Source organism: Polaromonas sp. AER18D-145, assembly GCF_002379095.1.
GTDB lineage: Bacteria > Pseudomonadota > Gammaproteobacteria > Burkholderiales > Burkholderiaceae_C > Polaromonas.
On the sequence record NZ_NBZV01000017.1, the window covers coordinates 1 to 19,566 of the forward strand.

A 19,566-nucleotide genomic window follows, 5' to 3' on the forward strand; every position below is an offset into this window, starting at 1 on the left:
AAGGGTTACACCATCGTGCTGGTCGAGCAGAACTTCCGCTTCGCCGCGCCACTGGCCGACCGCTTTTACGTGATGGAGCACGGCACCATCGTGAAACAGTTTGCCCAGAACGAGCTGACCCAGAACATGGGCATGCTGCAGGAATACCTGGGCGTGTAACACCCGCTCGGCGCCAGACAAACCATTTTCGCTTTTTGCCCCCAACTCACCAGGAAACCCCATGAAACTCAAAACCCTCGTAGCCGCTCTGGCCAAGTCCAAATGCTCGCTACTCAAGAATTAAGCTGACGGGTTTTCATGGAAATTTTCGGTATTCCCCATCAAGCGTTTCTGGGCCAGTTGCTGCTGGGCCTGGTCAATGGCGCGTTCTACGCCATGCTCAGCCTCGGGCTGGCGGTCATCTTCGGCCTGCTGGGCATTGTCAATTTTGCGCACGGCGCACTTTATATGCTGGGCGCATTCGCCGCCTGGATCATGCTGGACAAGTTCGGCATCAATTACTGGTTTGCGCTGGTGCTGGCCCCGCTGACGGTGGGTCTGCTCGGTGTCGTGATCGAGCGGCTGTTCCTCAAACACCTGTACAAGCTCGACCCGCTGTACGGCATGCTGCTGACCTTTGGCCTGGTGCTGATTGCCGAGGGCATTTTCCGCGAGCTGTACGGTGTCTCGGGGCAAAATTACAACGTGCCGGAACTGCTGTCCGGCGCCACCAATCTGGGTTTCATGGTGCTGCCGAACTACCGCGCCTGGGTGGTGCTGGTGTCGCTGGTGGTCTGCCTGGGCACCTGGTTCCTGATTGAACGCACCCGGCTCGGCGCCTACCTGCGCGCCGGCACCGAAAACGCCGCGCTGGTGCAGGCCTTCGGCATCAACGTGCCGATGATGGTGATGCTGACCTATGGCGCCGGCGCCGCCCTGGCCGCGCTGGCCGGTGTGCTGGCCGCACCCATCATCCAGGTCAACCCGCTGATGGGCTCGAACCTGATCATCGTGGTATTTGCGGTGGTCGTGATTGGCGGCATGGGCTCCATCATGGGCTCGATCCTGACCGGTCTTGGCCTCGGCGTGGTGGAAGGGCTGACGCGGGTCTTTTATCCGGAAGCCTCCAACATTGTGGTGTTTGTCATCATGGTAATCGTGCTGATGGTCCGGCCTGCGGGCCTGTTCGGCAAGGAGGCCTGAGCCATGAGCAACGCCACGACCGCGGTTACCCCCCAGACCCCCAAAGCCCTGATGACCAAAGCTGCCCAACTTATTCGAATCACCTACATCGCGCTGCTGATCCTGGCGCTGGTGGCGCCCCTGCTCGGGCTCTACCCGGTGTTTTTGATGAAGCTGTTGTGCTTCGCCATTTTTGCCGCGGCTTTCAACCTGCTGCTGGGTTTTACCGGCCTGCTGTCGTTCGGCCACGCGGCGTTTTTCGGCTCAGCCGCTTACGTCACAGGCTGGTTCATCAAGGCCCAGAATTTCACGCCAGAGCTGGGGATCCTGGCCGGTGTCATTGCCGCCGGTCTGATCGGCCTGGTGGTCGGCATGGTGGCCATCCGGCGTCAGGGCATTTATTTCGCCATGATCACGATGGCCCTGGCGCAGATCGTTTATTTTGTTGGCCTGCAAGCACCTTTTACCGGGGGTGAAGATGGCCTGCAAGGTGTGCCGCGCGGCGCGCTGCTGGGCCTGCTGCCGCTGACGTCGGACACCACCATGTACTACCTGGTGGTTGCGGTGTTTGTCGCCTGTTTCCTGACCATCTCACGCATCGTGCATTCACCGTTCGGCCAGGTGCTCAAGATGATCCGAGAAAACGAGCCGCGCGCGATTTCCCTGGGCTATCAGGTGGACCGCTACAAGCTGCTGGCTTTCGTGTTGTCGGCCGCGCTGACCGGCCTGGCCGGCGCGCTTAAAACCGTGGTGATGGGCTTTGCCACGCTGTCCGACGTGCACTGGTCGATGTCGGGTGAAGTGATCCTGATGACGCTGCTGGGCGGCGTCGGCACCTTCTTCGGCCCGGTGCTTGGCGCCGGCATTGTGATCTCGCTGCAAAATCTGCTGGCCGACAAAGTCGGCTCCTGGGTGACTGTGATCATCGGCGTGATTTTTGTGCTGTGCGTGCTGACCTTCCGCAAGGGGATAGTCGGTGAACTGCAGGCGTATCTGGAGCGGCGCCGGCGCACTGCGGCAGCGCCTGACGCTTAACCTTAAACAACACCTGGGCTGGTACGGCTTCCACCATCATGCCAGCTTGAGCATTGCCGCGTACGGCGTCTTGCGGGCCCAACGGCTGCACCATCCGGATGATGGTTAGTAGAAAAAAACATCACCTAACGCTAGGCGCCTGTCCTACCCACACATTACAGACCTCGGGACAGTCCAGCGGTCGCACCGTCTCGTGCCATCCCGGGGCCCGCGCGCCGGCAACGCAGCGGCCTATAGAGCCGCCACCAGTTCCGGCACCGCGACGAACAAATCGCCCACCAGGCCATAGTCGGCCACCTGGAAGATCGGTGCTTCGGCGTCCTTGTTGATCGCAACGATCACCTTGCTGTCCTTCATGCCGGCCAGGTGCTGGATGGCGCCCGAGATGCCGACCGCCACGTACAACTGCGGCGCCACGATCTTGCCGGTCTGGCCGACCTGGTAGTCATTGGGCGCGTAGCCGGCATCGACGGCGGCGCGCGAGGCGCCGATCGCCGCGCCGAGCTTGTCGGCCAGCGGCTCCAGCACGGCGTGAAATTTGTCGGCCGCGCCCAGGCCACGCCCACCGGACACGATGACCGATGCGGCGGTGAGTTCCGGCCGTTCCAGCTTCACGACCTCACGTCCGACCAATGTGGTCAACCCGAGATCGCCAGCCGCGGCCAGCGTCTCGACCGCCGCCGTGCCGCCCGCACCGACCGGGTCGAAGGCGGTGGTGCGAATGCTCAGCACCTTGATGGCATCCTTCGATTGCACGCGGGCCAGCGCGTTGCCGGCATAGAACGGGCGCTGGAAGGTGTCGGGCGATTCGATGGCGATCACGTCCGACACCTGGGAGGCGTCCAGCAATGCCGACACACGCGGCAGCACGTTTTTGCCAAAGGCCGTCGCCGGCGCCAGCACATGGGTGTAGCCAGCATCGGCGCGCACGCGTGACTGCACCAGCGCGGCCAGGTTCTCGGCCAGATGGGCTTCGTAGTACGCCGCGTCAGCGTGCAGCACCTTGGCGACACCCGCGACCGCCGCCGCGGCCTGGGCAACGGCCGCGCAGTTGCGGCCAGCCACCAGCACATGAATATCACCGCCGATGCGCGTGGCCGCAGCAATCGTGTTCAGCGTTGCCGCTTTGAGTACGGTGTTGTCGTGTTCCGCAATGATCAGGGTTGTCATCAGATCACCTTCGCTTCTTCTTTGAGTCGTTTGACGAGTTCGGCCGTGTCGGCTACCTTGATGCCGGCCTTGCGCGCCGCCGGCTCGCTGACGTGCAGTGTCACGGTGCGCGGCGCGATGTCGATGCCGAGCTCGGCCGCCTTGATCACCTCCAGCGGCTTTTTCTTGGCCTTCATGATGTTGGGCAGCGTGATGAAGCGCGGCTCATTCAGGCGGAGGTCGGTCGTGATCACGGCCGGCAGCTTCATGGCCAGGGTTTCCAGGCCACCGTCGATCTCGCGCGTGATGGTGGCGGTGTCGCCGCTGATCTGCACCTTGGAGGCGAAGCTGGCCTGGGCCCAGCCCATTAGCGCGCCAAACATCTGGCCAGTCTGGCCAGCGTCGTCATCGATCGCCTGCTTGCCGAAGATGGCGAACTGCACGCCTTCTTTGGTGGCCACGTGCTGCATCAGTTTGGCCACCGCCAGCGGTTCGAGCCCGGCGTCGGTTTCAATCAGCACGCCGCGATCGGCGCCGATGGCCATCGCGCTGCGCAGCGTCTCCTGGCAAACGGTCGGGCCGCAGGACACGACGATCACTTCAGAAGCGACACCGGCCTCCCTGAGGCGCACCGCCTCTTCGCAGGCAATCTCGTCGAACGGGTTCATGGACAATTTCTGGTTCGCGAGATCGACTCCCGAACCGTCGGACTTGACGCGGGCCTTGACGTTGTAGTCCAGCACCCGCTTGACGGCGACCAATATCTTCACTTTATCTCCATGTGATTAAAAAAACAAACAATTCAAAAACGGCAGGAACGGGGCCGAATCCTGCCCGTTCAATCACGGTTCACTCCCGATGCGGCCACACGAGGAAACAGCATCGTGTACATGCGCTGCGCCAACGCATCGACGTCCAGTCGCCCGCCAGGCCGGTACCACTGCGCCGTCCAATTGAGGGCACCGAGCACCGTCTGGCGCACCAGCACGACATCGGCGTCGACCAGGCCCAGAGTCGCGGCCTCGTTGATCGGCTCCATCCACAAGGCCTCGTAGGCGTCGCGTGATGCCATCACCCGGGTCTGCGCGTCCGGCGACAGGCTGCGCCACTCGTAGAGCAGCACGGTCATGGCGTCGAGCCGCGGACCGAGCAAGGCCTTCAGGTGGCTGCGCACCATCGACAGCAGCCGCTCGGGCAGCCGGCTCTCTCCAGCCAGCCCGTGGCGCACCGACGCCATGATGTCGCGAACACCCTCCTCCATGATCGCCACCAGCAACTCCTCCTTGGTGGCGAAGTGATAGAAGAGCGAGCCCGAAGTCATGCCCATGGCTTGGGCAATCTCGCGCACCGAGGTGCGCTCGAAGCCCTGGCGCCGGAACCGGCTCGCCGCGGTCGCCAGGATCGCGTCCCTGCGCGGGAGTGGGTTGTTTCGCTCCTTTGTCATGCCGTATACTATAGCATCTAACAAGCGTTTGGTTGATGATTTTATCCATCGCGTGTTGGGAGCTTCCGGCGCCTTTCCGCGTGGACGATCCACTCTTCGCAAGAGTCGGCCATGCCAGCGTCAATCTGATTTCAAGGACAGACCCATGCTCAATCGCACCATCTTCGGTGAAGAACACGAACTCTTCCGGGACCAGGCTCGCCGCTTTCTGGAAGAAGAAGTCATCCCCCATCACGCCGGCTGGGAAACCGATGGCATCGTGCCGCGCGCCGTCTGGCGCAAGGCCGGCGCCGCGGGCCTGCTGTGTCCCGCCATACCCGAGCAATACGGCGGCGGTGGCGGCACGCGCCTGCACAGTGCCGTGCTGATTGAAGAAGTAGCGCGCGCCGGCACGAGCGGAATCGGCTTCGGCCTGCACTCCGACATCGTGGCACCCTACATCCTGGCCTACGGCACCGAGGAGCAAAAGCGCAGCTGGCTGCCGAAAATGGCCACCGGCGAGGTCATTGGCGCCATCGCCATGACCGAGCCGGGCGCGGGCAGCGACCTGCAAAACGTACGCACCAGCGCCGTGCGCGACGGCGACGAACTGGTCATCAACGGCCAGAAGACTTTCATCACCAACGGCCAGAACGCCAACCTGGTGATCGTCGTCGTCAAGACCGATCCGACGCTGGGCGCCAAGGGTACCTCGCTGGTGCTGGTCGAGACCGATCGGCCCGGTTTCACGCGCGGGCGCAACCTTGAGAAGATCGGCATGAAGGCGCAGGACACCTCGGAACTCTTCTTCGACGGCGTGCGCGTGCCGGCCGGCAACATCCTCGGCGGCGAGGGCAAGGGCTTTTTCCTGCTGATGCAGGAACTGGCCTGGGAGCGCATGCAAATCGCCATCGGCGCGGTGGCAGGCGCCGAGGCCGCGCTCGAATGGACGCTGGCCTATACCAAGGATCGCAAGGCCTTCGGCCAGCGCGTGATCGACTTCCAGCACAACCGCTTCAAGCTCGCCGAAATGAAGACCGAGGTGCAGATCGCACAGGTCTTTGTCGACCGCCTGCTCGGCCTGCTGATGGACGGTCAGCTTGATGCGGCCACCGCCGCGATGGCCAAGTACTGGACCACCGACCTGCATTGCAAGGTGATCGACCAATGCCTGCAGATGTTCGGCGGCTTCGGCTACATGTGGGAGTACCCGATTGCCCGCGCCTATGCAGATGCGCGCGTTGCACGCATCTACGGTGGCGCCAACGAAATCATGAAGGAAATCATCAGCCGAACGCTGTAGCATCCGCCGCCAGCCGCTTTCCGCCATCTTGCCTATCGCTTCCATAGATTCAAAAAGAAGGAAACCCACCATGACCGACGCATTCATTTACGACGCCGTGCGCACGCCGCGCGGCAAGGGCCGCAGCTCGGGTGCGCTGCACGGCACCACGCCCATCAGTTTGGCCATCACCGCGCTGCAGGCACTGCGCGACCGCAACACCCTGGACACCGCCTTCGTGGACGACATCATCCTCGGCTGCGTCGAACCCGCCGGTGAGCAAGGCGCCGACATCGCGCGCGTTGCGGCCATCGCCGCCGGGTACCACGAGAGCGTTGCCGGCGTGCAGGTCAATCGCTTTTGCGCCTCGGGGCTCGAGGCCTGCAACATGGCCGCCGCCAAGGTCATGTCGGGCCAGTCGCCGCTGGTCATCGGCGGCGGCGTGGAGAGCATGAGCCGCGTGCCCATGGGCACCAGCGGCGGCGCCTGGGCGATTGACCCAGCAGTGGCGATTCCGACCTATTTCGTGCCGCAGGGCATTTCGGCCGACCTGATTGCCACCCTTTACGGCCACAGCCGCAGCGACGTCGACAGCTACGCGGTCGAAAGCCAGCGCCGCGCTGCGCTCGCCTGGGCCGAGGGCCGCTTCGCCAAGTCGATCGTTCCAGTCAAGGACGTGAACGGTTGCATCGTACTTGAGCGCGACGAACACATGCGCGCCGAAACCACACTAGAGTCGCTCGCCAAGCTGGAGCCGGCCTTCAAGGTGCAGGGCGAAAAATACGGTTTCGACGCGGTGGCCGTGCAGCGCTATCCGGAGATCGAGCGCATGGTGCACGTGCACCACGCCGGCAACTCGTCGGGCATCGTCGATGGCGCGGCCGCGGTGCTGATCGGCAACGCCGAGGTCGGTAAACAGCTCGGCCTGAAAGCCCGTGCCCGCATCCGCTCGTTCGCGTCCATCGGCAGCGAGCCCACCATCATGCTGACCGGCCCTTCCTACTCTGCGGAAAAGGCGCTCAAGCTCGCCGGCATGAAGGCCAGCGACATCGACCTCTATGAATTGAACGAAGCCTTCGCCTCGGTCGTGCTGCGTTTCATGGAAGTGATGAAGGTCTCGCACGACAAGATGAACGTCAACGGCGGGGCCATCGCGATGGGGCACCCCCTGGGCGCGACCGGCGCCATGATTCTGGGCACCCTGCTCGACGAACTCGAGCGGCGCAAGCTCTCCACCGGCCTGATCACGCTGTGCGTGGGCGCCGGCATGGGCACCGCCACCATCATCGAGCGCGTCTGAAGCCCCGGCACGACGCGAACCTCATCACAGACCTGGACCACCACCATGACGATTGACTACAAGCTTGATGCCGACGGCATCGCCACCATCACCTGGGCCATGCAGGACGTGCCCATGAACGTCCTCAACCAACAATCGATTCCTGCCTTCGCCGACGCCGTGAAGCGTGCCCAGGCGGATTCCGCCGTCAAGGGCGTGATCGTCACCTCGGCGAAGGCGGACTTCATTGCCGGCGCTGACCTCAACATGGTGCTGGCGCTCAAAGATGCCGCTGGCATGCTGGATTTTGTGTCGTCGTTACACAGTCTGCTGCGCGGCATCGAGACGGGCGGCAAGCCATACGTGGCGGCCATGAATGGCACCGCGCTGGGCGGCGGCTATGAAATTGCGCTGGCCTGCCATCGGCGCATCGCCGCCGACAACCCCAAAGCACTCATCGGGCTGCCCGAAGTCACGCTCGGCTTGCTACCAGGCGGGGGTGGCACGCAAAGGCTGCCACGCGTGATCGGCGTGCGCAACGCCCTGCCCTTCCTGCTGGAAGGTAAGAAACTCGCACCCAAAAAGGCACTGGAAGCCGGCCTGGTTGACGAGGTCGTTCCGGCCGATGAATTGCTCTCTCGTGCCAAGGAGTGGTTACTCGCCGACGGTGCCAAGAACGCCACCAGGCCATGGGACCAGAAGGGCTTCAAGCTGCCCGGAGGCGCTGTGCAAAGCCCCGCCGGCTACGAAACCTTCACCGCAGGCAACGCCATGCTGCGCGCCAAAACCTTTGGCAACTATCCCGCACCTGAGGCGATCTTGAACTGCGTCTACAACGGCTGCCAGGTCGACATCGACACCGGCTGCAAAGTCGAAATGCGCGAATTCGCGAAGCTGGCGACGGGGGTCGAATCCAAGAACATGATCCGCTCGCTGTTCTTCGGCATAGCCTCCGCCAGCAAGCTGGCCTCGCGGCCTAAGGGCGTGCCCAAGGCCAGCTACCGCAAGGTCGGCATTCTGGGGGCCGGCATGATGGGCGCGGGCATTGCCTTCGCCGCCGCGGAGGGCGGCATGGACGTGGTGCTGCTCGACAGCAGCACCGACGGCGCGGCCAGGGGCAAGGCCTACAGCGAAGGCCTGTGGAACAAACGCGTTGGGGCCAAGCGCCTGACCGAGGCCGAGCGTGATGCCAAGCTCGCGCTGATCAAACCGACCACCGACTTTGCCGACCTGGCAGGCTGTGACATCGTGGTCGAAGCGGTGTTTGAAGACCGTGCCATCAAGGCCGACGTGACGCGCAAGGCCGAGGCGGTGATCGCCAGTAGCGCGATCCTTGCCTCCAACACCAGCACCCTGCCAATCAGCGGGCTGGCTGAAGCATCGACGCGTCCAGCCAACTTCATCGGCTTGCATTTCTTCTCGCCAGTCGACAAGATGCCGCTGGTGGAGATCATTCGCGGCCAAGCCACCAGCGACGATTGCCTGGCCCGTGCCATGGATTTCGTCAAGGCGATCCGCAAGACGCCCATTGTCGTCAACGACAGCCGCGGCTTCTACACCAGCCGCGTGTTCTCCACCTACGTCGGCGAGGGCCTGGCGCTGCTGGCCGAAGGCGTGAAGCCGGCCCTGATCGACAACGCCGGGCGCATGGCCGGCATGCCGGTGGGGCCACTGGCGCTGGCCGACGAAGTCTCGCTCGAATTGATGGCGCGCATCCGAAAACAGACCGCCGCCGACCTCGGCAAGGCCTACCAGCGCAGCGCCATCGACGACGTCTGCGACCGCATGGTGGACAAGTTGGGGCGACTGGGTAAAAAGACCGGCAAGGGCTTCTACGACTACCCGCAAGATGGCCAGAAGCAACTGTGGGCAGGCCTGGCGCAGGAGTTCCCGCTGGCGGCCACGCAACCCACGGTCGAAGAGGTCAAGCAGCGCCTGATGTTCATCCAGTCGGTCGAAACCGCACGCTGCCTCGAAGAGAAAGTGCTGCTCGCACCCATCGATGCCGATGTCGGCGCGATCCTGGGCTGGGGCTTCCCAGCCTACTTGGGTGGCCCGATCGGCCAGATCCACAGCCTGGGGGTGTCCGCCTTTGTCAAAGCCTGCGAGAGCCTGGCCGAGCGGCACGGTGCGCGCTTCGCGCCGCCGCAACTGCTGCGCCGCATGGCCGACCATGGTGAGCGTTTTTACGACCTGTAAGCAGGCCTGTTACCACATTCGTTCACTGCGACCTTTCAGCGAGAACCGCCCATGCCCGCCATTCAAAGTCAAGTCGACCCGCAGTCAGAGAGCTTCCAGCGCGAGCGCGCACAGATGCTCGCGCTGATCGACAGTTTCCGCACGCTCGAAGACCGTGTGCGCAACACGTCGAACAGCCAAGAAGCCAAGTTCCGCGCCCGCAAACAGCTGCTGCCGCGCGAGCGCATCGCGCTGCTGCTCGACCGCGGCTCGTCGTGGCTGGAGTTCTCGACCCTCGCCGGTTTCAGGATGCACGACGACGACGGCGAGAAGAACGTGCTGGGGGGCGGGATCATCTGCGGCATCGGGGTGGTGTCGGGCATCCGCTGCGTGGTGATCGCCTCCGACAGCGCGATCAAGGGCGGCACCATCACGCCGATGGGCCTGCGCAAGAGCCTGCGCGCCGAAGCCATCGCACTGGAGAACAAACTGCCGGTGGTGCGACTGGTCGAATCGGGCGGCGCCAACCTGATGCATGTGGGCGAGGTGTTCATTGACGGCGGCCGCGGCTTCGCCAACCAGGCGCGGCTGTCAGCCAGGGGCATTCCGCAGGTCTGCGTGATGCACGGCCACTCGACCGCCGGCGGCGCCTACCTGCCCGGCATGTCCGACTATGTGATCATGGTGCGCGGCCGCGCCAAGGCCTTCCTGGCCGGCCCGCCCTTGCTCAAGGCCGCCACCGGGGAGGTTGCCACCGACGAGGAACTGGGCGGTGCCGAGATGCATTGTTCCATGTCGGGCGTGGCCGAGTATCTGGCCGAGGACGATACTGACGGCATCCGCATCGCGCGCGACATCCTGGCGCGTCTGCCCTGGAACGAGTGTTTGCCGATGCGAGCGGTGAAGACTTGGAAAGAGCCGCGTTATCCGGTCGAGCAACTGGCCGGCGTCGTGCCCACCGACTTCCGCCAGCCCTATGACATGCGCGAACTGCTGGCACGGTTGATCGACGACTCCGACTTCCTTGAATTCAAATCGCTGTACGGCTCCAACACCGTGTGCGGCCACGGCGCCATCGAGGGACACCCGTGCGGCTTCATCGGCAACAACGGGCCCATCGACCCGCAAGGCGCCACCAAGGCGACCCAGTTCATCCAGCTGTGCTGCCAGTCGGGCACCCCCATCGTCTACCTGCAGAACACCACCGGTTTCATGGTCGGCAAGGAGGTCGAGCAAGTCGGCATGATCAAGCACGGCGCCAAGATGATCCAGGCCGTGGCCAATGCCACCGTGCCGCAGATCACCATCATGACCGGCGCCTCCTTCGGCGCCGGCAACTACGGCATGTGCGGCCGCGCCTACGACCCGCGCTTCATGTTCGCCTGGCCCAACGCGCGAGTGGCGGTGATGGGCGGCGAGCAGGCCGCCACCGTGATGCGCATCGTCACCGAGGAAAAATTAGCCCGGACCGGCCAGGAGCCACCGGCTGCCGCAATGGAAGCCATGAAGAAGGAAATCCTGGCACGCTTTGACATCGAATCGCATTCGCTGTTTGCCACCGCGCGCCTGTGGGACGACGGCATCATCGACCCGCGCGACACCCGCCGCGCGCTCGCCACTACCCTGGCGGTGTGTCGCGAGGCCGGGTTGCGGCCTCTGAACTCGAACACCTTTGGCGTGGCACGGATGTGAGAACCCTGATGAACTTCACCAAAATTCTGATCGCCAACCGCGGAGAAATCGCCTGTCGGGTTATCCGCACAGCCAAAGCACTGGGCTACCGCACGGTGGCTGTCTACAGCGAAGCCGATGCCCAAGCGCTGCATGTTGCCATGGCCAACGAGGCCGTGTGCATCGGCCCGGCGCCGGTCCGTGAGAGCTACCTCAATGTCGCGGCGCTGCTGGCTGCGGCGCACAGCACGGGCGCTGATGCGGTACACCCCGGCTACGGATTCCTGTCAGAGAACGACGGCTTTGCGCAGGCTTGCCTGGACGCCGGGCTGGTATTCATCGGCCCGGACCCGCAGGCCATCCTGAAAATGGGCAACAAGGCCGGCGCCAAGCGTCTAATGCTGGCGGCGGGCGTGCCCTGCGTGCCGGGCTACCAGGGAGTGGACCAGTCCGATGCCACATTGCTCGCACAGGCACGCGAGATCGGTTTCCCGATCATGGTCAAAGCGGCGGCGGGCGGTGGCGGACGCGGCATGCGGCTGGTCGAACACCCGCAGGACCTGGCGGTCGCACTGGTCAGTGCCCGTTCGGAAGCGGGTAATGCCTTCGGCAGTGAAGAACTGATTCTCGAACGCGCGGTGATCGAACCGCGCCACGTCGAAATCCAGGTCTTCGGCGACCGGCACGGCCACATCATCCACCTCGGCGAGCGCGATTGCTCGATCCAGCGTCGGCACCAGAAGGTGTTCGAGGAAGCGCCCTCCCCGGCGGTCACGCCCGAGCTGCGCGCGCAAATGGGCGCGGCGGCGGTGGCGGCTGCGCGCACCGTGAACTACGTCGGCGCCGGCACGGTCGAGTTTCTGCTGGATCGCGAAGGGCATTTCTACTTTCTGGAGATGAACACACGGCTGCAGGTCGAACACCCGGTGACCGAGTGCATCACCGGTCTGGACCTGGTGGCGTGGCAGATCGCCGTGGCCCGTGGCGAGCCCTTGCCGCTGACGCAGGAGCAAGTGCAATTGAACGGGCACGCCATTGAAGTGCGCCTGTATGCCGAAGACCCGTACGCGGGCTTCCTGCCGCAAAGTGGCGATGTTGCGCTCTGGAGCCCGCCCACGGGCGAGGGCGTGCGCGTTGATCATGGACTGACATCAGGTCAGACCGTCAGCCCGCACTACGACCCCATGATCGCCAAGATCATTGCGCACGGCGCGACCCGCGACGAGGCCCGACGACGCCTGATCGGTGCGCTGCAACGCACCCGCCTGCTCGGCCTACCCCACAACCGTGCCTTCCTCGAAGCCGTGGCCGGCCACCCGGCCTTCGCCGCTGGCGAAACGACCACTGCCTTCATCGCCCAGCACTTCGACAGTGCGGCGCTGGTGCGGCCCCAACCCGACTCGTTGGCGTTGGCGCTGGCCAGCACGCTGTGGTTCGAAGCCAGCGCCACGCCGGTCGCAGCCGCGCCCTGGCGCTCCAGCGGACCGGCACGCTGGCCGATGCTGATCGGCGAGGGAGAACACCGCCATGCCGTGCACATCACGGTCACAGGAACCCACAGCTACACGCTCGAAGTGGGCGCGGCGCTGCACCACATCACCCTCAGCGGGCGCGAAGGCGAGTGCCTGCGCCTGATCGCCGATGGCGTGCAGCAACACGCGGCGGCGGTGTTTGCCGGCGACGTGTTGCACCTGGAACTGGGCGACCTGAGCGCCAGCTTTGAAGACCTGACCTATGCCCCACCGGCCGCGGCTTCAGGAAGCGCGGAGTCACGGGTTCTCGCACCCATGAATGGACGGGTGCTGGCAGTTGACGTCCAAAGTGGCGACATGGTCACCAAGGGGCAACGCCTGGCGGTGCTCGAAGCCATGAAGATGGAGCATCAACTGCTGGCCCGTCGCGATGGCGTGGTGGACCAGGTTGCGGTGCGCGCTGGCGACCAGGTTGCCACGCGCGCATTGTTGGTGTCACTGATCGAGCAGCCTGATTGAGGCGCGCACCGCTCTGCACGCACGACACACGCCACACCCACGAGGAGTAAAACCCATGCCTGCCGAAACCCTGCCTGCCAAGAGCCCCTTCTATACGCCCGAGCACCTGGCGTTCCGTGACGCGATGCGCCGCTTCGTCGCCAGGGAAATCAGCCCGCATGTGGACGCCTGGGACGAAGCCGAGTCCTTTCCTGTCGAGTTGTACCGCAAGGCGGCCGAAATCGGCCTGTTGGGCCTGGGTTTTCCCGAGCGCCATGGCGGCAACGACGGCGACCTGTTCATGACCATCATCGCCGCGCAGGAACTTGCGCGTTGCGGTGCTGGCGGTGTCCTGGCGAGTCTGCTGTCGCACACCATCGGCTGTCCACCCATCGTCAACGTGGGAAGCGAAGCGCTCAAGCAGCGCGTATTGCCGCCGGTACTGCGGGGCGAGAAGATCAGCGCGCTCGGCATCACCGAACCCTCCGGCGGTTCGGACGTGGCCAACCTCAAGACCACGGCGCGCAAGGATGGCGACCACTACGTCGTCAACGGCTCGAAGATATTCATCACCTCCGGCATGCGCGCCGACTTCTACACCGTGGCGGTGCGCACTGGCGGGCCGGGGCCAGGCGGCGTGTCACTGTTGCTGATCGAGAAAGGCACGCCCGGCTTCGCGCAAACGCCTTTGAGAAAAATGGGCTGGTGGTGCTCCGACACTGCTGCCCTGTATTTCGATAACTGCCGTGTGCCGGTGGAGAACCTGGTCGGGCAGGAGAACCAGGGCTTCAAAGCCATCATGAAAAACTTCAACCGCGAGCGCATCTTCCTCGCCGCCGGTGCCAACGGTTTTGCCCATGTCTGCCTGGACGAAGCGCTGGCCTGGTCGCGTGAGCGCGAGATGTTCGGCGGCAAGCTGATCGACCAGCAGGTCACCCGCCACAAACTCGCCGACATGGCCATGCGCGTCGAGGCGACGCAGGCCATGCTGGAATTGCTGGCCTGGCGCGTCGAACAGGGCGACACACCGGTAGGCGAAATCTGCCTGCTGAAGAACCAGGCCACTCAAACCATGGCCTATTGCGCCAGCGAGGCGGTGCAACTGCACGGCGGCGCCGGCTTCATGCGCGGTGTCAAGGTGGAGCGCATTTACCGCGAAGTCAAGGTCAACGCCATCGGTGGCGGCGCCGAAGAGGTGATGCGCGACCTGGCGGCACGCCAGCTCGGCTTTTACGCCTAGCCTGCACTTGCAAATGAACCGCTCCGAGTCCCCGGCGCAAACCCTGCCAGACCCGGCACGGCCCGAGGCCATGCGCCGTGCCCTTGCCGACGCGCCAGCGCCTGACTGCGCGCACGGCTTCCCTCGTGCCTGGTGGCGTCACCTCGGCGCCAGCGGCCTGCTCGGTGTGGGCTTTGACCGCGATGGCGAGCCGTCCGTCGCAGACGCCCCGCAGGTCAGCGCGCTGGCCGGCATCGTCGCCCGGGAATCCGCCAGCCTGGGCCTCGGCATGGCGTGGATGATGCAGCAGATGCTGGGGCGCTTCGTGCTGGCGCCGAATCTGCGTAGCGACCGGCATCGTGCCCTTTTGGCATCCATGACGCGGGGCGACGCGCTGCTGGCACTCGCGATCTCCGAGCCCGGCGCAGGCGCGCACCCCAAACACCTGAGCTGCCGGGCGGTTCAGTACGGCAGCGACTGGATTCTTGACGGCCACAAGGCCTTCGTCAGCAACGGCCCGGCCGCCGATGCCATCATCGTGCTGGCCGTCAGCGGCGAACACGAGGGGCGCAAGCGCTTCGATGCTTTCGTCGTTGAGGCCAACACACCGGGCCTGGCCCGCGAACTGGACGACAAAGTGCGCGGACTGGCACCGCTCGGCCATTGCGGCCTGCGCCTTGTCGGCTGCCGGGTGCCGGACAGCCAGCGCCTGGGCGAGCCGGGACAGGCGTTCGACACCATCGCGCGGCCGCTGCGCGCGATCGAAGACGCGCTGCTGCTGGGGGCTATGCTCGGCGCCATGCAAGCCGAGCTGGATGCCCTGGCACGCTGGTTCCGCAATGCAGCCCGCACGCCGGCTTTGACCCGGGACCTGGGTGGCTTGCAACTCGAACTCGACGCCCTGTCACCCGTGGCCCGTCATGCTGCCCAGCACCTGGACCAGCACGGGCCGGACGAGGCGCTGGCGGCGTTCAATCTGGGCGCGCGCCGCCTGTTTGATCGCTGGCAAGGCGCCTGTGAATCCTTTGCCGCGGCCCTGGACGACCATGAACCGGCCCTGCTCACCCTGGCGCGTGATCTGCGCCTGGTGCTGGGCATAGCCCGCGGCATCGCCGAATCCCGACAACTTCAAGCCGGCGAAAAAATGCTGCGCCCCAAGGAAACCCATGAAAACACTTTACCAACCCCACTTTGATTCCATCGATGGCCTGGCGCAGCGCCTGGCTGCGGTCGACTACATTGCGAGCCGCGAAATCGCCACCACCGTCTATCTGGGCTTCAACCTGGAAAAGCCGATCCTGGTCGAAGGCCCGGCCGGCGTCGGCAAGACCGAACTGGCCAAGGGCATGGCCGAGATTCTCGACGTGCCCCTGATCCGCATGCAGTGTTACGAAGGCCTGGACGAATCCAAGGCCTTGTACGAGTGGAAATACGGCAAGCAGTTGCTGTACACGCAACTGCTCAAGGACAAGCTGGGCGAGATGATGCAAGGCGCGGTGGGACTGGCGGCGTCCATGGACCGGCTGCATGCGCACGACGACCTGTTTTTCAGCAAACATTTTCTGGAGCCCCGCCCGCTGTACCAGGCCCTGCACCAGGAGCGCGGCTGCGTGCTGCTGATCGACGAGGTCGACAAGTCCGACCCCGAGTTCGAGGCTTTCCTGCTCGAAGTGCTGTCGGACTTCCAGATCTCGGTGCCCGAACTCGGCACCATCAAGGCCAAGGTCAAGCCCATCGTCTTCCTCACCAGCAACAACACGCGCGAGATGAGCGACGCGCTCAAGCGTCGCTGCCTGCATTTGCACATTCCATTCCCCGAGGCGAAGCTGGAGCGGCGCATTCTGGAGCGCCGCGTGCCCGGCTTGTCGGCAACCCTGAACCGCGAGCTGGTCGCCTTCATTCAGGCGGTGCGCCAGATGGACCTGAAAAAGCAGCCCTCGGTCAGCGAGACCATCGACTGGGCCAAAACGCTGCTGCTGCTGCACGCCGAACACTTGAGCCTGGACATGGTAAAGGGCACGCTCAACGTCTTCCTCAAGTTTGAGCAGGACATTGCCTCGGCCAGTGAGCAACTGCCGGCCCTGCTGCAGCAAGCGCGCAAGGATGCGGAGAGTCCCCGTGCAAGCCACGCTTGAAGACTTTTTCAAGGCGCTGCGCGGCAGCGACCTCGAGATCAGCCTGAACGCCCAGATCGATGCGGCGCGCGCCGTGGAGCTGGTGGGCTGGAGCGACCGCACCCTGCTCAAAAGCGCGCTGGGCACGACACTGGCGAAAACCACCACGGATCGAGCCCTTTACGACGAGGCCTTTGATCGCTTCTTCCGTTTCAGTTCCTTCGAAAACATGGCTGCGCAAGACCTGCCGGGCCCAGCCCGCGATGACCAGGCCGCAAGCGGTTCCGGCGGGCCGGGCGGCTGCCAGGGCAGCGGCGGCCAGACCTTGTCGCAGTTGCTGCTGTCGGGTGACTCGGCGGCACTGGCCAAGCGCATGCAGGAAGCCGCGCGCGAGGTGGGCCTGACCGACATCTGGTTCTTCACCCAAAAAGGCTACTACACCCAGAAGATCCAGCAGGCCATGGGACTGGAACTGCTGGACCGCGAAATCTCTGACGCCAAACGCCAGACGCTGGCGCCCGAGCGCGCCATAGAACTCGAACTGGCGCGCAAACGGTTGTTTGTAGAGGTGCGCAATTTTGTCGAGCGCAAGCTCGCGCTCTTCGGCACGGCACCCACGCGCCAGTTGCACGACGACTTCCTGCAATCGCAAAAGCTCTCCAACATCGAAAAACGCGATTTCGCGCGCATGCACGTCATTGTCAGCAAGATCGCCAAGCGGCTGGCCGATCGCCACTCGCGGCGCAAGAAAAAGCGGGTGCGCGGCCAGCTCGACTTCCGCAAGACCCTGCGCAAGAACGCCGCCTACGACGGCGTGATGTTCGAGACCTTCTGGCGCTCCAAAGTGGTGGACCGGCCGCGCGTGGTGGCCATCTGCGACGTCAGCGGCTCGGTACGCCAGTACGCGCGCTTTTTGCTGCTGTTCCTGCACAGTCTGGGCGAGCAGGTGAGCGACCTGCGCAGCTTCGCTTTCACCAACCACCTGGTCGAGGTGAGCGACACCTTCGAGTCGCTGCCGGTCGAACAGGCGGTCGACAAAGTGATGCAGGCGGTGGGCGGCAGTGGCACCGACTACGGGCAGACGCTGCTCGACATCAAGGCGCAGTTGCTCGATGACATCGATCGCCGCACCACCGTGCTGATTCTCGGCGACGCGCGCAACAACCGCGGCCAAGCCCAGGCGCAAGTCATGCAACTGCTCTACCAGCGCGCGCGCCGGGTCATCTGGCTCAACCCCGAGCCGGTCTCGTTCTGGGGCCTGGGCGATTCGGAGATGAAGCGCTACGCCCCCTATTGCCACATCGCGCGCGAATGCAATTCCCTCGCACACCTGGAAAGCACGCTCGACGCCTTGCTGCGCACCCACTCGGCCAGCGCCTGAAGCCCATCCCACCCACGCTCAACGGACACTGCCCATGGCCCGCCCCACATTGCAACTCCACCCCCGCAAAGAGCCGGTCACCGCGCACCCGGCCGCCACCCTGCTGCTGCTGCGGGACGGTGCGCTTGGCGTCGAAGTGTTGATGACCCGGCGCTCGCCGACAGCCAGCTTCCTGCCCGGCGCCTATGTGTTTCCCGGCGGGCGCGTGGACCCCGACGACCACCAGGCGCACACGCTCGCGCGTACGCCCGGCACAGGCGGACGCTACCGCACGGCGGCGCTGGCGGCGCTGCGGGAAACCTTCGAGGAACTCGGCATACTGCTGGCGGTGCAGGCCGATGGCAAGCCCATCACCCGCACCCACCTTCAAGCGCTGGACCGCCGCCAGGCGCTGTACCCGCAACTGCAAGCCAAGGGCTGGTCACTGACGCTTGATCAGGCGCGCATGCTGGCCTGCTGGACCACCGACCGCAGCGTGCCCAAGCGTTTCGACACCGCCTTCTTCGCCGCGCTCATGCCGGACCAGCAAGACCCGGTGGCCGACGAAATGGAACAGTTCGAGCCCGTCTGGGTCAGGCCCGAGGATGCTCTGACGCAGCACCAGGCCGGCAACTTTTTCATGATCTTTCCCACCATCCGTACCTTGCACTGGCTGGAGGATTTCGCGCAGGCCGAGCAGGCCCTGGCGGCTTGCACTGAGGACGATCCGCTGTGGAATTCCTGTCCGCGCGGCGGGCTGGTCGGTGGTCAGCCAACGCGTTTCATGGAGCACGAAGCGCCGTACGGCGAACTCGCGCTGGTCTGCCCGGACGGGCAGCTCGCGCACCCGCTGGACTGGCAACACGAGCGGCCGGTGCCCCTGTTGCGGCACCTGCATCGCCTCACCGCCCCCAACGCCAGCGTCATGACCGGCCCCGGCACCAACAGCTACATCGTCGGCAATGCGGCCAGTGGCTACATCGTCATTGATCCGGGCCCCTTGCTGGAGGACCACATTGACCGCCTGCTGGCCTTCACTGCGGGCAAGGTCACCGCCATCATCTGCACCCACTCACACCCTGACCACTCCCCCGCGGCACGCCCCCTGGCCCAGGCCTGCGCCCTGGTGACGGGCCGGACACCGCCCGTGCTGGGCCTGGCCTCCGCCGCCACCGCCCGCTCTACGGCAGCATTCACCCCCGACCGCGCCCTGGCTGACAGCGAGCGCCTGACGCTGCATGATGGTGAACACGCCATCACCCTGCGCGTAGTGCATACGCCGGGGCACGCCGCCAACCACCTCTGTCTCATCCTCGAAGAAGATGGCTTGCTGTTCTCCGGAGACCACATCCTCAGTGGCAGCACCACCATCATCGACCCGCCGGACGGCGACATGAGCGCCTACCTCGATTCGCTGGACCGCCTGGCCCTGGCCTGCAAGCAAGATCGCATCGAATTCATCCTGCCGGCGCACGGCCATGTCATCGGCGAGGCCGCACAGGCCATCGCGCAGCTCAAGGCACACCGTCTGCGGCGCGAGGCCAAGGTACTGGCCGCCATGCGCTGCGCACCGCGAGCCGGCCTGGACGCGTGGCTACCTCTCGCCTATGACGACACCCCCAATGCGCTTTGGCCGCTGGCCAAGCGATCGCTGACGGCCCATGTGCAACGCATCGAGCAACTGGCGATGCTTTGAATCCCATACGCTTTTTAGACAACCCACAG

At 64.7% G+C, this 19,566-nt stretch carries 15 protein-coding genes and 1 pseudogene; 13 read left to right on the forward strand and 3 right to left on the reverse strand.

The window, feature by feature from the left end; all coding sequences use genetic code 11:
• The 3 genes and pseudogenes from B7G52_RS24050 to B7G52_RS10440 form a co-directional block, all read left to right on the forward strand.
• Nucleotides 1-159, forward strand: a pseudogene (locus tag B7G52_RS24050) (ABC transporter ATP-binding protein); the annotation flags it as partial.
• Nucleotides 160-297: 138 nt separating this feature from the next.
• Nucleotides 298-1,182 carry a branched-chain amino acid ABC transporter permease gene (locus B7G52_RS10435; protein WP_096697542.1) on the forward strand — a complete coding sequence of 295 codons (885 nt, stop codon included), beginning with the start codon at nt 298-300 and terminating at the stop codon, nt 1,180-1,182.
• Between the two features lie 51 nt (nt 1,183-1,233).
• Entirely contained in the window at nt 1,234-2,196 is a 963-nt protein-coding gene (locus B7G52_RS10440; protein ID WP_096697614.1) for a branched-chain amino acid ABC transporter permease, read from the forward strand.
• A gap of 231 nt (nt 2,197-2,427) precedes the next feature.
• On the opposite strand, the gene B7G52_RS10445 is transcribed toward B7G52_RS10440, so the two are convergent.
• From B7G52_RS10445 to B7G52_RS10455, 3 genes are all read right to left on the reverse strand, one after another.
• On the reverse strand, nt 2,428-3,366 hold the full coding sequence (locus tag B7G52_RS10445; protein ID WP_096697543.1) for an electron transfer flavoprotein subunit alpha/FixB family protein: 939 nt from the start codon (nt 3,364-3,366) through the stop codon (nt 2,428-2,430).
• Nucleotides 3,366-4,115, reverse strand: coding sequence for an electron transfer flavoprotein subunit beta/FixA family protein (locus tag B7G52_RS10450; RefSeq protein ID WP_096697544.1), 750 nt, complete (start codon nt 4,113-4,115; stop codon nt 3,366-3,368). Before B7G52_RS10450 ends, B7G52_RS10445 begins: the two co-directional genes overlap by 1 nt.
• Before the next feature lie 68 nt (nt 4,116-4,183).
• Nucleotides 4,184-4,789: a TetR/AcrR family transcriptional regulator gene (locus tag B7G52_RS10455; protein ID WP_096697545.1), complete on the reverse strand. Its 606-nt coding sequence runs from the start codon at nt 4,787-4,789 to the stop codon at nt 4,184-4,186.
• 145 nt (nt 4,790-4,934) lie between these two features.
• Here B7G52_RS10455 and B7G52_RS10460 point away from each other — a divergent pair, with 145 nt between their 5' ends.
• The 10 genes from B7G52_RS10460 (at nt 4,935) to B7G52_RS10505 (ending at nt 19,537) form a co-directional block, all read left to right on the forward strand.
• On the forward strand, nt 4,935-6,071 hold the full coding sequence (locus tag B7G52_RS10460; RefSeq protein ID WP_096697546.1) for an acyl-CoA dehydrogenase family protein: 1,137 nt from the start codon (nt 4,935-4,937) through the stop codon (nt 6,069-6,071).
• A 70-nt stretch (nt 6,072-6,141) separates the two neighbouring features.
• Nucleotides 6,142-7,350 carry an acetyl-CoA C-acetyltransferase gene (locus B7G52_RS10465; protein WP_096697547.1) on the forward strand — a complete coding sequence of 403 codons (1,209 nt, stop codon included), beginning with the start codon at nt 6,142-6,144 and terminating at the stop codon, nt 7,348-7,350.
• A gap of 45 nt (nt 7,351-7,395) precedes the next feature.
• Nucleotides 7,396-9,528 carry a 3-hydroxyacyl-CoA dehydrogenase NAD-binding domain-containing protein gene (locus tag B7G52_RS10470; protein ID WP_096697548.1) on the forward strand — a complete coding sequence of 711 codons (2,133 nt, stop codon included), beginning with the start codon at nt 7,396-7,398 and terminating at the stop codon, nt 9,526-9,528.
• A 51-nt stretch (nt 9,529-9,579) separates the two neighbouring features.
• Entirely contained in the window at nt 9,580-11,199 is a 1,620-nt protein-coding gene (locus tag B7G52_RS10475; RefSeq protein WP_096697549.1) for an acyl-CoA carboxylase subunit beta, read from the forward strand.
• Nucleotides 11,200-11,207: 8 nt separating this feature from the next.
• Entirely contained in the window at nt 11,208-13,169 is a 1,962-nt protein-coding gene (locus tag B7G52_RS10480; RefSeq protein WP_096697550.1) for an acetyl-CoA carboxylase biotin carboxylase subunit, read from the forward strand.
• A gap of 55 nt (nt 13,170-13,224) precedes the next feature.
• Nucleotides 13,225-14,388, forward strand: a complete 1,164-nt coding sequence (locus B7G52_RS10485) for an acyl-CoA dehydrogenase family protein (RefSeq protein WP_096697551.1) — start codon at nt 13,225-13,227, stop codon at nt 14,386-14,388.
• A 13-nt stretch (nt 14,389-14,401) separates the two neighbouring features.
• The gene (locus B7G52_RS10490; protein WP_096697552.1) at nt 14,402-15,562 is read left to right on the forward strand and encodes an acyl-CoA dehydrogenase family protein; all 1,161 of its coding nucleotides are present in this window, start codon (nt 14,402-14,404) and stop codon (nt 15,560-15,562) included.
• Nucleotides 15,534-16,502, forward strand: coding sequence for a MoxR family ATPase (locus B7G52_RS10495; protein ID WP_096697553.1), 969 nt, complete (start codon nt 15,534-15,536; stop codon nt 16,500-16,502). The genes B7G52_RS10490 and B7G52_RS10495 overlap by 29 nt, the downstream gene beginning before the upstream one ends.
• Nucleotides 16,486-17,862, forward strand: coding sequence for a VWA domain-containing protein (locus B7G52_RS10500; RefSeq protein ID WP_170954739.1), 1,377 nt, complete (start codon nt 16,486-16,488; stop codon nt 17,860-17,862). Before B7G52_RS10495 ends, B7G52_RS10500 begins: the two co-directional genes overlap by 17 nt.
• Before the next feature lie 34 nt (nt 17,863-17,896).
• On the forward strand, nt 17,897-19,537 hold the full coding sequence (locus B7G52_RS10505) for an MBL fold metallo-hydrolase (RefSeq protein WP_096697555.1): 1,641 nt from the start codon (nt 17,897-17,899) through the stop codon (nt 19,535-19,537).
• Nucleotides 19,538-19,566: the final 29 nt, after the last annotated feature.